Origin of the sequence: Spirosoma sp. SC4-14 (assembly GCF_037201965.1) — a bacterium.
Lineage (GTDB): Bacteria > Bacteroidota > Bacteroidia > Cytophagales > Spirosomataceae > Spirosoma.
This window is the reverse complement of record NZ_CP147518.1, coordinates 1,736,036-1,750,518: the sequence shown is the minus strand read 5'-3', so window position 1 is coordinate 1,750,518 and position 14,483 is coordinate 1,736,036. Positions and strand designations below refer to the sequence as shown.

Sequence of the window (14,483 nt, the reverse complement as noted above, 5' to 3'; positions counted from 1 at the left end):
AGAACATATAACACTACTTAGTAAACAAGGTAGCACTTACTAAGTAAACATTTCGCCAACTATTGGAAAACATCTCAGAATCAGTACTCATGGCTTCCTCTCAAAACCGTCGGCTATTCTTGTGGCTAGCAATCAGTCTCTTAACAAGTTTAGGCAATCAAGTAAAGGCTCAATCCACGAGTACATCCTTAGCCGTCACGAAACAGGTTGATAAGACGAAAGCCAATCTGGGCGACACACTCGCCTATACCGTTACACTAACCAATAACGGTAGTTCGACTGTCAACAATATAGATGTCCGCGATTCGCTGGGGCTAGGCATACGGTTTCTTCCTGCTTCAGTAAACACCCCCAACGGCAGCAATTTTAATCAGGGAAGTCCTATTAGTATCTGGCATATTGGTTCTTTGAGTGCGGGGCAAAGTCTGAAATTAACATTTCAGGCCGTTGCCGACAGTATGGGCGTATTATATGCCAGGGCCACGATTCCCGGAGCAACAGCAGGTATTTGCACATCGATTCCTGTAAAAGTATGTCCGGGCACAACCATTTCGTCGCTTCTGACCGCACCTGCGGGCCGTATGGGCTATCACTGGTTTAAAAATGGATCAGAAATAACAGACCAGACAACTAATATTCTATACATTTCCTCAACAGGAACGTACAGTGTACGTATCGATAACGGCAATGATAAATGTAATGATATTTCGTGCTGTGATCTGATTATTGAGGAAGATCCTATCCCAACGTTTCAGGCACAGGCTATTGCTGCCACTTGTGACGGCAATAGCCCTCGGGCAAATGGACAAATTGTACTGGCAAATTTTAACTCGATCCACACCTATCAGTATTCGGAAGGATCGAGCTTCAATGCGGGTGCTTCGCTTTCGGGAGGAGCTAAGCGTATACCAGCCAACGGTATCATTGCCAGCAATCTTAATAATCCTTCGGGCAACAAACAGTATACCATCCGAGTCTATAATACGGCTGGATGTTATACCGACCATACGGTAACCCTGACCCCAACTACCTGTTCGGCACAACCAAAATTGGCGGTAGTTTTAACGCCTGGCTCCTGCGATGCGTCTTCAAATTTATATTCCGTATCCGGAACAATCTCGCTAACTGCCGCTATAGCCAGCACGCTTACCATTACTGACGGTAATGCAACAACAACAGTTTCGATTACCAACGGTCAAACCTCTGCAACATTTACACTAGGAGGGCTAACTTCGGGAACAGGAAATCATACTCTTTCTATTGCAGGAAACGGTTATACAACACTATCATCTACTTATTCAGCACCTGTTTCCTGTAATTCTAACCCACCCACCAACACCGCCCCAACGGTGGCCAATGTGCTGGCTCCCCAGTCGGCTACCGTCGGGCAGGCATTCTCCTATAGCATTCCGGCCAACACCTTTACCGACAAGGAAACGCCCAATACCCTGACAGTAACTGTTGCCGGGCTCGCTAATGGGTTGAGTTTTACGGCTCCCGCAACTATTTCAGGAACATTATCCTCAACAGCGGGTTCACCATTAACGATTACTGTTACCGCTACTGATGCTGGTGGACTTTCGGTGAGTACACCCTTAGTGCTCAACTTATATCCTGCCAATGTTACTAACCCCGGAACGTTCGCCATTACGTCCGTAAACACACTCACCTGTGTTAGCGTCTCAACCACTCAGCGGCAAGTTACTTTCCAGCCTGTTTATAGTGGTATTGATGGATCGGCTATTGCGTTTACGGTTCTAAACGAATTGGCATCTACCACCAATTCGGGGCCTTACACACTGCGTTTATATACCGACAATCCGACCATCACCCTTCAGGCCCAGCAAGCGGGCAAGACGGCGACTTACAGCTACAATTGGCTGGCGAACTGTAGCAGCCAGCCCACCAACACCGCTCCAACGGTGGCCAATGCCCTGGCTCCCCAGTCGGCTACCGTCGGGCAGGCATTCTCCTACAGCATTCCACCCAACACCTTTACCGATAAGGAAACACCTAATAGCCTGACCATCACCGTGGCTGGGCTCACCAATGGGCTGAGCTTCTCGGCACCCGCTACCATTTCGGGAACACCTTCTTCGACTGTGGGATCGCCCCTGACACTGACCGTCACGGCTACCGATGCCGGTGGGCTATCCATCAGCACACCAATGCGGCTGACTATTGCTCCGGCTACAGTCACCAACCCAACCCCCTTCACCATCACAGCCGTCAATACCCTGAGCTGCGTGGCCCTCTCCACTACTCAACGCCAAATCACCTTCCAGCCCACTTACGCCGGTACCGATGCCACACCCATCACGCTCAGTTCAGTAGGCGCACTAGCCTCTACCACAGCCACAGGACCGTTCACCGTTCAGCTCTATACCGACAATCCGACCATCACCCTTCAGGCCCAGCAAGCGGGCAAGACGGCGACTTACAGCTACAATTGGCTGGCGAACTGTAGCAGCCAGCCCACCAACACCGCTCCAACGGTGGCCAATGCCCTGGCTCCCCAGTCGGCTACCGTCGGGCAGGCATTCACTTATAGCATTCCAAACAACACCTTTACCGATAAGGAAACACCCAACAGCCTGACCATCACCGTGGCTGGGCTCACCAATGGGCTGAGCTTCACCGCACCCGCTACCATTTCGGGAACACCTTCTTCGACTGTGGGATCGCCATTAACGCTGACCGTCACGGCTACCGATGCCGGTGGGCTCGCTGTCAGCACACCAATGCTGCTGACTATTGCTCCAGCTACAGTCACCAACCCAACCCCCTTCACCATCACAGCCGTCAATACCCTGAGCTGTGTGGCCCTCTCCACTACTCAACGCCAAATCACCTTCCAGCCCACTTACGCCGGTACCGATGCCACACCCATCACACTCAGTTCAGTAGGCGCACTAGCCTCTACCACAGCCACAGGACCGTTCACCGTTCAGCTCTATACCGACAATCCGACCATCACCCTTCAGGCCCAGCAAGCGGGCAAGACGGCGACTTACAGCTACAATTGGCTGGCGAACTGTAGCAGCCAGCCCACCAACACCGCTCCAACGGTGGCCAATGTGCTGGCTCCTCAGTCAGCTACCGTCGGAGAGGCATTCACTTATAGCATTCCAGCCAACACCTTTACCGATAAGGAAACACCCAACAGCCTGACCATCACCGTAGCTGGGCTCACCAATGGGCTGAGCTTCACCGCACCAACCACTATCTCGGGGACGCCTTCCACCACTGTGGGATCGCCCCTGACACTGACCGTCACGGCTACCGATGCCGGTGGGCTCGCTGTCAGCACACCAATGCTGCTGACTATCGTTCCCCAACCAGCTCCCACCAACACCGCCCCAACCGTGGCCAATGCCCTGGCTCCCCAGTCAGCTACCGTCGGGCAGGCATTCACTTATAGCATTCCAGCCAACACCTTTACCGATAAGGAAACACCCAACAGCCTGACCATCACCGTGGCCGGGCTCACCAACGGGCTGAGCTTCTCAGCACCCGCTACCATTTCGGGAACACCTTCTTCGACTGTGGGATCACCATTAACGCTGACCGTCACGGCTACTGATGCCGGTGGGCTATCCATCAGCACACCAATGCTGCTGACCATCGTTCCCCAACCAGCTCCCACCAACACCGCTCCAACGGTGGCCAATGCCCTGGCTCCCCAGTCAGCTACCGTCGGAGAGGCATTCACTTATAGCATTCCAAACAACACCTTTACCGATAAGGAAACACCCAACAGCCTGACCATCACCGTAGCTGGGCTCACCAATGGGCTGAGCTTCTCGGCACCCGCTACCATTTCGGGAACACCTTCTTCGACTGTGGGATCGCCCCTGACACTGACCGTCACGGCTACTGATGCTGGTGGACTCGCTGTCAGCACACCAATGCTGCTGACCATCGTTCCCCAACCAGCTCCCACCAACACCGCCCCAACCGTGGCCAATGCCCTGGCTCCCCAGTCAGCTACCGTCGGAGAGGCATTTACTTATAGCATTCCAGCCAACACTTTTACTGACAAGGAAACACCCAACAGCCTGACCATCACCGTGGCCGGACTCACCAATGGGCTGAGCTTCTCGGCACCCGCTACCATCTCGGGAACACCTTCTTCGACTGTGGGATCGCCCCTGACACTGACCGTCACGGCTACCGATGCCGGTGGGCTATCCATCAGCACACCAATGCGGCTGACTATTGCTCCGGCTACAGTCACCAACCCAACCCCCTTCACCATCACAGCCGTCAATACCCTGAGCTGTGTGGCCCTCTCCACTACTCAACGCCAAATCTCCTTCCAGCCCACTTACGCCGGTACCGATGCCACACCCATCACGCTCAGTTCAGTAGGCGCACTAGCCTCTACCACAGCCACAGGACCGTTCACCGTCCAGCTCTATACCGACAATCCGACCATCACCCTTCAGGCCCAGCAAGCGGGCAAGACGGCGACTTACAGCTACAATTGGCTGGCGAACTGTAGCAGCCAGCCCACCAACACCGCTCCAACGGTGGCCAATGCCCTGGCTCCCCAGTCGGCTACCGTCGGGCAGGCATTCACTTATAGCATTCCAGCCAGCACCTTTACCGATAAGGAAACACCCAACAGCCTGACCATCACCGTGGCCGGGCTCACCAATGGACTGAGCTTCACCGCACCAACCACTATCTCGGGAACACCTTCCACCACTGTGGGATCGCCATTAACGCTGACCGTCACGGCTACCGATGCCGGTGGGCTCGCTGTCAGCACACCAATGCTGCTGACCATCGTCCCCCAACCAGCACCGGTCAACACCGCTCCAACGGTGGCCAATGCCCTGACTCCCCAGTCGGCTACCGTCGGGCAGGCATTCACTTATAGCATTCCAGCCAACACCTTTACCGATAAGGAAACACCCAACAGCCTGACCATCACCGTGGCCGGACTCACCAATGGGCTGAGCTTCACCGCACCCGCTACCATTTCGGGAACACCTTCCACCACTGTGGGATCGCCATTAACGCTGACCGTCACGGCTACCGATGCCGGTGGGCTATCCATCAGCACACCAATGCGGCTGACTATTGCTCCGGCTACAGTCACCAACCCAACCCCCTTCACCATCACAGCCGTCAATACCCTGAGCTGTGTGGCCCTCTCCACTACTCAACGCCAAATCACCTTCCAGCCCATTTATAGTGGTTTGGATGGCAGTCCGGTGAGCTTCTCGGTCGTCAATGAGTTGGTGCCCACAACCCAGGCGGGACCCTATACGCTAAAGCTATATACGGATAATCCAACCGTTACTCTTCAGGCCCAACAGACAGACAAGACAGCGTCCTATAAATACAACTGGCTGGCAAATTGCGAAGCTGCGCCATCCAACACCGCCCCAACCGTAGCCCATGTGCTGGCTCCTCAGTCAGCTACCGTCGGGCAGGCATTCTCCTACAGCATTCCAGCCAACACCTTTACTGACAAGGAAACACCTAATAACTTAACCATCGCTGTAGCCGGGCTCACCAATGGGCTGAGCTTCTCAGCACCCGCTACCATTTCGGGTACGCCTTCCACCACTGTGGGATCGCCATTAACGCTGACCGTCACGGCTACTGATGCCGGTGGACTATCCATCAGCACACCAATGCGGCTGACCATCGTCCCCCAACCAGCACCGGTCAACACCGCCCCAACGGTGGCCAATGCCCTGGCTCCCCAGTCGGCTACCGTCGGAGAGGCATTCACTTATAGCATTCCAGCCAGCACCTTTACCGATAAGGAAACACCCAACAGCCTGACCATCACCGTAGCTGGACTCACCAATGGGCTGAGCTTCACCGCACCCGCTACCATCTCGGGGACGCCTTCCACCACTGTGGGATCGCCATTAACGCTGACCGTCACGGCTACCGATGCCGGTGGGCTCGCTGTCAGCACACCAATGCTGCTGACTATTGCTCCGGCTACAGTCACCAACCCAACCCCCTTCACCATCACAGCCGTCAATACCCTGAGCTGTGTGGCCCTCTCCACTACCCAGCGCCAAATCTCCTTCCAGCCCACTTACGCCGGTACCGATGCCACACCCATCACGCTCAGTTCAGTAGGCGCACTAGCCTCTACCACAGCCACAGGACCGTTCACCGTTCAGCTCTATACCGACAATCCGACCATCACCCTTCAGGCCCAGCAAGCGGGCAAGACGGCGACTTACAGCTACAATTGGCTGGCGAACTGTAGCAGCCAGCCCACCAACACCGCTCCAACGGTGGCCAATGCCCTGGCTCCCCAGTCGGCTACCGTCGGGCAGGCATTCTCCTACAGCATTCCACCCAACACCTTTACCGATAAGGAAACACCCAACAGCCTGACCATCACCGTAGCTGGGCTCACCAATGGACTCGCCTTCTCAGCACCCGCTACCATTTCGGGAACACCTTCTTCGACTGTGGGATCGCCCCTGACACTGACCGTCACGGCTACTGATGCTGGTGGACTCGCTGTCAGCACACCAATGCTGCTGACTATTGCTCCGGCTACAGTCACCAACCCAACCCCCTTCACCATCACAGCCGTCAATACCCTGAGCTGTGTGGCCCTCTCCACTACTCAACGCCAAATTACCTTCCAGCCCACTTATAGTGGTTTGGATGGCAGTCCGGTGAGCTTCTCGGTCGTTAATGAGCTGGTGCCCACAACCCAGGCGGGACCCTATACGCTAACGTTATATACGGATAATCCAACCGTTACTCTTCAGGCCCAACAGACAGACAAGACAGCGTCCTATAAATACAACTGGCTGGCAAATTGCGGAAACACAGAAGCACCGGTCAACACCGCCCCAACCGTGGCCAATGCCCTGGCTCCTCAGTCAGCTACCGTCGGAGAGGCATTCACTTATAGCATTCCAGCCAACACCTTTACCGATAAGGAAACACCCAACAGCCTGACCATCACCGTGGCCGGACTCACCAATGGGCTGAGCTTCACCGCACCAACCACTATCTCGGGAACACCTTCCACCACTGTGGGCTCGCCCCTGACACTGACCGTCACGGCTACTGATGCTGGTGGACTATCCATCAGCACACCAATGCTGCTGACCATCGTCCCCCAACCAGCACCGGTCAACACCGCTCCAACGGTGGCCAATGCCCTGGCTCCTCAGTCGGCTACCGTCGGGCAGGCATTCACTTATAGCATTCCAAACAACACCTTTACCGATAAGGAAACACCTAATAGCTTAACCATCGCTGTAGCCGGACTCACCAATGGGCTGAGCTTCTCCGCACCCGCTACCATTTCGGGTACGCCTTCCACCACTGTGGGATCACCATTAACGCTGACCGTCACGGCTACCGATGCCGGTGGGCTATCCATCAGCACACCAATGCGGCTGACCATCGTTCCGGCTACAGTCACCAACCCAACCCCCTTCACCATCACAGCCGTCAATACCCTGAGCTGTGTGGCCCTCTCCACTACCCAGCGCCAAATCACCTTCCAGCCCATTTATAGTGGTTTGGATGGCAGTCCGGTGAGCTTCTCGGTCGTCAATGAGTTGGTGCCCACAACCCAGGCGGGACCCTATACGCTAAAGCTATATACGGATAATCCAACCGTTACTCTTCAGGCCCAACAGACAGACAAGACAGCGTCCTATAAATACAACTGGCTGGCAAGTTGCGGAGCCAATTCGGCACCAGGCAATTCGGCCCCAACCGCTGCAAGTGCGATCACAGTTGCTGTCACGCCAGGATCGTGCGATCCCACAACAGATCACTATTCAATTACAGGTGCGATTAATCTAACGGCAGCGACTGCGGGCACATTACTGGTAACAGATGGGACTTCCACAACAGTCGTAACCATACTTGATGGGCAAACACTTGCGCGGTTTACACTGGCAGGTCTACCTTCCGGCACAGGGTCCCATACGGTCACTATCACAGGCACTGACTACCCAACAGCCAGCACGACCTATATCGCTCCAGAGTCATGCGCCATAGGAATTACTACCAGCGCCACTGCGGGAGCATGTAATGCACTCTCAAATCAATATGACGTATCGGGGGTACTTTCGCTGACGAATGCCCAGAACGGCATAGCGACGATTACGGATGGAGTTTATTCCACTACGGTATCCGTTTCGGCCGGAAACGTATCGATTCCTTATTCGCTAACAGGTTTATTGAGCGGAACGGGCGGGCACACAATCACGGTAGATTATCTATCTCAGATCGTTAGCACTACCTATACTGCCCCAGAAGCCTGTACGGTAAGTGCGGTCTGTTCACTTACAACCGTAGTGACGCCGGGTGCGTGTGAAAACGTGACCAACACGTATTCAGCTACCGCAGTGGTTAGCCTAAGTAATTCAACAACAGGCATTGTTACCGTCACCAACGGAATCCAAAGCTTTACGTTCGCGGCTACGGTTACTCCCTCGGCTACATTCACTGCTGTGTTTGATGGCCTTCTTTCCGATGGCAACAGCCATACAATTGTTGCCAGTTTACCGAATTGCTCTACACTGACAACAACTTATACGGCCCCAGGCAGTTGTACTCAGGTAGCAGGCTCACAGCTAAGCCTCTTCAAACAGGTCGACAAATCCAAGGCCTATATGGGCGATACGCTGTCGTATACATTGATTTTAACGAACATTGGCTCTACAGCAGCAACGAATGTAGTGGTTCGAGACTCAGCAACAACAGGACTGACGTATGTAGCCAATTCAGCAACAGCGCCTGTTGGCACTACCTTTACAACAGGAGTAACCACAAATACCTGGCTTATTGCTACCCTAAGCCCTGCACAAAGCCTCACCCTGACGCTGAAAGCAAAGGCCGATAGCACAGGTATTCTGCATAGCACAGCAACGATTCCTGGAGATACGGCAACCGTTTGTACCACCATACCAGTCAAAGTCTGCGCTGGCGATGAGTATCTCTACCGATTAACAGCACCGCTAGGATACGCTACCTACCAATGGTATAAAGATGGGCAGGCCATTCTGGGAGCAACCACCAATAGTCTTGACGTATCGACTCCAGGCTCTTATAGTCTGGCTGTTGATAATGCCATCGGCCAATGTCCTGACTTCAGTTGCTGTCCGTTTATCGTTGAAGAAGATAGTCTACCCACCTTCCAGGCTATAGCCATTCCGGCTACCTGTATCGGTAACAAGCCACAAACAAATGCTCAACTTGTTCTTAGTAACGTCCAGACAGGTTATACCTATCAGTACTCGGCAGGAGCCACATTCGACGAAGCAGCTCCTTTATCAGGATCGGCGCAGGTAATTCCGGTGGGTGGGACGATTGCCAGTAATCTACCTAGTCCGGCCGTAGCGCAGGCTTATACAATTCGGGTCTATAATTCGTCGGGCTGTTATACGGATGTAACAGTGCTCTTACAACCCACCGTATGTGGCTGTCCGGCCGAAATTTGTGTTCCATTCGTGATTCAGCAAACCAAACGCGGGCCCCGAATTGGCGATGCCCGATAGTAGTCGGCGCTGGAGTCATAAATTCACTAATACGTAAAGCCCGATTCCGGGCTTTACGTATTAAAACCGGTGTATTTTTTCGGAGTTTGATTTAACGTTTAATACCCGCTTACATTTTTATCAGCCAGCCTCCAATACGGCATAAGTTTTGATAAGGCTGTTTTCAATTTTCATAAACTTACCTTTATAAACTTAAATGGGTCAATGGAGTAATATATTAAACTTGGGAATAGGCATATCTGCAAATACACCTTAGTGGCATAGAACTTGTCATGGGCCATGCTATCAATAACGACATAGTCTGGTACTAATCAACCATGAGATCTCTATATCATCAACTAAGCCTAATCTGTCTTTTACTCATTGCGTTTCAAGATCAGGTATTTAGTCAGATTCAGTTAGCACAATACGCCAGTAATGCCATTTCAGCAACTGGCAGGCCTTTGGCCGAAGCCTTGCAGACAACGGCTACTTGTAGTATCTCGGCAGTAGCAGTGGCTGGCACCTGTGCCGCAACTACGAATATGTATTCAGCTACGGCCACTATTACGGTGAACAATCCAACAGAAGGTATACTCACCATTACCGATGGCGTACAAAGTCAGGTCTTTGCTACGACCTCGGGTGGATCTGCCGTATTTACAGTAATCTTTCACGATCTAAACTCCGACGGTGTCAATCATTCCGTTGTGGCTTCGTTGCCTGGTTGTGCAACAACATCGGCGAACTATCAGGCACCAGCCTCCTGTTCAACAGACCCAATTCACAGCCTCACCGCAACGGCCAGTATAAGCTCCTGCGATCCGGCAACAAACACATATTCAAATACGGTGGTTATTGGCATAACCAATCCAGTAACGGACATTCTTACCGTTACTGATGGCGTAAAAAGCTTAACCATGGCAACCACCCCTGCCAAATCAGCAACCTACACCGCCGTTTTCACCGGACTGCTTTCCGACGGCGGCCCGCACATTGTTACGGCCTCACTCCCAACCTGTTCGAGCACAACCGTTGGCTATACTGCTCCCGTGTCCTGTTCGGTGGTCTGTGTGCAACCCGTAGCCTCAGCAACTGCCGTCAGCCCAACCTGTAGTGCAACCAGTAATGTAGCCAATTCGAATGGTCAGCTACTGATCTCAGCCAGCAATGCCGACAAAATAGCCTTTAGTGTGGGGGGCAGTTTTTCAGGAACGTATGCATCGGCGCAGTCTTATGCAGCATTACCGACACGTGGTAGCGGAAAAGTGCTGGTATCAACCTTGAGTAATCCAGGTACCCCTCAACCCTATACAATTCGGTTCTACGGTACCGATTCAACTTGCTTTACGGACGTTGTAGTACAGCTACAACCCATAACCTGCACTTGTCCACCATCGGCCTGTGTGCCTATTGCCGTTAACCGAATTCATTAATCAGAACAAGAAAGTATACAGTTCGCTTCTGCTTCAACATTTCCATAAAACCATTATTGCGGCTCAGGACAGGTTAACGAATGTATCCTGAGCCGCAATAATGGTTTTATAGCTATACCCCTCTTTACGTTTGCGAACAATAAACGCAGGCACCCTCAACTTTTAAGTTGCCGATTTTGTTATCACCACAAGCCAGATACTATTTCATCTGTTATCTTTGCGGCTTCATTTAGCCGTCAAGCTATATTTCTATTATGTTATCGATCAGCAATTTACAAGCCTTTATTGGCGAGAAGCAAATATTAAAAGGCCTCGACCTGGAAGTCAATGCCGGTGAAGTTCACGCAATTATGGGCCCCAATGGGGCTGGCAAGAGCACCCTGGCATCTGTTCTGGCCGGTCGGGAAGATTATGAAGTAACGGGAGGTAGCGTATTGTTTGATGGCAAAGACCTGCTCGAAATGGCTCCTGAAGAACGGGCCGCCGAAGGTATTTTTCTGGCCTTTCAGTACCCGGTCGAAATTCCGGGCGTAAGCACAACCAACTTTCTGAAAACGGCTATGAACGAAATCCGTAAATATCGCGGACAGGAATCGCTCGATGCCGTTCAGTTTCTGAAACTCATGAAAGAGAAAATGAAACTGGTCAACATCGATCAGTCGTTGCTGAGCCGTTCGCTGAATGAAGGCTTTTCGGGCGGGGAGAAAAAACGGAACGAAATTTTTCAGATGGCCATGCTGGAGCCAAAACTAGCCATTCTGGACGAAACCGATTCAGGTCTGGACATCGATGCGCTGCGAATTGTGGCCGACGGGGTTAATAAACTTCGCTCACCAGAACGCGCAACCATTGTTGTAACGCACTATCAGCGCCTGTTGGATTATATCGTTCCCGACTACGTTCACGTCCTGTATCAGGGTCGTATTGTGAAATCAGGCCCTAAAGAACTGGCCCTCGAACTCGAAGAAAAAGGGTACGATTGGATTAAAGCCGAAGCACATGTATAGTTTTCAGTTTACAGTTTTTCTGTTTTCAGTGGCTGACGCGAGATTATTCTTGCGCTTCGCGCGCTGAAAACTGTAAACTGTAAACTATAAACCACAAACTGAAAACTTTCTGATACATGACTCCCTCCTACGCATCATATAACGACTTTAAGAACCAGCTTCTGGCCGCTTTTCGAACCAACGAAGAGCGTATGAATGGGGAAAGTAAAACTCCTCTTCATCAGCTCCGAAAAGCCGCCCTGAATCAGTTCGACCTATTAGGCTTTCCAACCATTCGCCACGAAGAATGGAAATATTCGAACGTTAGTGGCTTGTTTAAAGAAGCGTTCGTTCTCGACAGTGCGGCCAGCGTTACGGCCGCCGATCTGGCTCCGCTCGAAATTCCGAATCTCGACGGCAATATCCTTTATTTTGTTAACGGACGCTATCAGCCAGAACTGTCACATATTATAAGCCCTGCCGATCAGATCCAGATTACAAGCTTTGCCGAAGCGGTTAAAGCCAATCCCGATCTGGTCAATTCTCATTTTGCGCAATACGCCGATTTTAAGGACAATGCGTTTACGGCGCTGAACACGGCACTGGCCAGCGATGGCGTTGTGGTGAACGTGCCAGCCAACACGACCGTCGAACAGCCGATTATTCTCCGGTTCATTACCGACGCCCGCGATCAGAATGTTGCTTCGCAGCCCCGCAATCTGGTTATCGTTGGTAAAAATGCGGAAGTAATGATGGCTGAGTCGTACCGGACACTGGGCGAACGGGCCAGTTTCGTGAACGTTGTTACCGAAATTGTGCTGGATCGTGAGGCCCGAATGCAGTATTACAAAGTACAGAACGAAACCCAGCAGGCCTATCATATTGGCACTACCCAGGTAAGCCAGTCCGACAATAGCCATTTTTATTCGGCAACGGTAACGCTAAACGGTAATTTTGTTCGGAACAATCTGAACATTGTACTCAACGGCCAATATGCCGAAGCGTTTATGTACGGTCTGTATACGCCCAACGGCCGTCAGCATATCGACAACCATACGCTGGTCGATCATGCCATGCCAAACTCCTACAGCAATGAGCTGTATAAAGGTATGCTGGACGATACTAGCACGGGGGTATTCAACGGTAAGATTTTTGTTCGGCCCGATGCCCAGAAAACCAATGCCTATCAGTCGTGTAAAAACGTAGTGCTGTCGCCCGGTGCATCGATGAACACCAAACCGCAGTTGGAAATTTTTGCCGACGATGTGAAGTGTTCACATGGCACCACAACTGGTCAGCTAAACGACGAAGCACTTTTTTATATGCGGTCGCGGGGTATTCCGAAAGATGAAGCCCGGACGCTGCTGCTCTATGCCTTTTCGCAGGATGTTCTGAGCCAGATAAAAATCCAGCCCATTCGCGAATATCTGGAACGGGTCGTTACTGAAAAGTTAACGAAATAAATTTATTCTCCGCTCATAATCAGCCGGTCAGATTGTTTTTGAACCCTCTGACCGGCTGATTTGCTTTTGAATCTCCCCATTGAGCGTAATATGTACTACGTTCAACCGATGAAGGCAAACACACCCATCTGTTTTTTTAGATAGCCGCATTTAACCTATTTTAGCAATTCTTTTACTTGGTTTATGCGGACGTTTTTTCTCCTTTTACTTTTTGAATTCATTGGCACAGTAAGCCACAGCCAGTCTGTACAATTTTCCTTTGAAGGCGACTCAACCACTATCCCGCTGGTTCGCGATAGTTTACGCGGCATTTCGGGGCTGGAAATCATACCGGCCACCAACGAATGGCATCTGGTCAGCGACCGGGGCTGGCATTTCATATTTAGCAATATCCAATCCATCCGCGATCTGGGCGATAGCTCACATCTCCTAAAAGCCGAAAAAACACCGTTCTGGTTTGAGAGTATCCGCTTCAACCCACAAACCAGCACCTATTTCTGGACCGACGAATATGAGTTTACGACCTCCCTGCTTTTTGGCAAAGCCGTAAGCGATAGTACCCGACAGATTTTGCTAAGGATGCCACTCCCCGGCTCGAACAAAGGGCTGGAAGGCATTGCTCTCACGCCATCGGGCACGCTTTGGGTAGCGCCCGAAGCCGGTTGGGAAGGCGAAACCCGCATGAATCAGGACACCATTACCTTCTTTCGGTATGGCAACCCAACCGCCAGCGACCCGGCGGTCGAGCGGTATAAATACCCCATCGACCGCTGTGCTTTTGCACAGGGCGAAGAGCGGCTGGGCGGCATTTCGGAAATTCTGGCCGTCGACGATACTCGGCTGCTGGTGCTGGAACGGTGCTACGATGCCAGCCAGAAGCAGGTTACGGCCAACATTTATCTGGCCACGCAGCACGACGAAAATCATACGTTAGTGAAAGAACTGGCCTTTAGTTTCAGCCAGCAGTTTCCGGGCATTGTCTGCAATCTGGAAGCAATGGCCTGGGCTGATGCTCAACACCAAACCCTGGTGCTGATTGCCGACGACAACTTCCGCCGAAACCGGACGCTGAAAAATCAGATCATTGTTTTGAAGAGACGATAA

At 52.0% G+C, this 14,483-nt stretch carries 5 protein-coding genes; all 5 read left to right on the top strand.

Translation table 11 applies throughout. The annotated features are described in order from the left end of the window. Window positions 1–89: 89 nt before the first annotated feature. The 5 genes from WBJ53_RS06985 (at window position 90) to WBJ53_RS06965 (ending at window position 14,483) form a co-directional block, all read left to right on the top strand. Window positions 90–9,515, top strand: a complete 9,426-nt coding sequence (locus tag WBJ53_RS06985; RefSeq protein ID WP_338875350.1) for a putative Ig domain-containing protein — start codon at window positions 90–92, stop codon at window positions 9,513–9,515. Between the two features lie 317 nt (window positions 9,516–9,832). After that, a complete protein-coding gene (locus tag WBJ53_RS06980) occupies window positions 9,833–10,930 on the top strand; it encodes a hypothetical protein (protein ID WP_338875349.1) in 1,098 nt (365 codons plus the stop codon). A 254-nt stretch (window positions 10,931–11,184) separates the two neighbouring features. Continuing rightward, complete coding sequence (gene sufC / locus WBJ53_RS06975; RefSeq protein ID WP_338875348.1) at window positions 11,185–11,937, top strand: Fe-S cluster assembly ATPase SufC; 753 nt, start codon at window positions 11,185–11,187, stop codon at window positions 11,935–11,937. Window positions 11,938–12,053: 116 nt separating this feature from the next. Next, on the top strand, window positions 12,054–13,379 hold the full coding sequence (gene sufD, locus WBJ53_RS06970; RefSeq protein ID WP_338875347.1) for a Fe-S cluster assembly protein SufD: 1,326 nt from the start codon (window positions 12,054–12,056) through the stop codon (window positions 13,377–13,379). 183 nt (window positions 13,380–13,562) lie between these two features. Beyond that, window positions 13,563–14,483 carry an esterase-like activity of phytase family protein gene (locus WBJ53_RS06965; protein ID WP_338875346.1) on the top strand — a complete coding sequence of 307 codons (921 nt, stop codon included), beginning with the start codon at window positions 13,563–13,565 and terminating at the stop codon, window positions 14,481–14,483.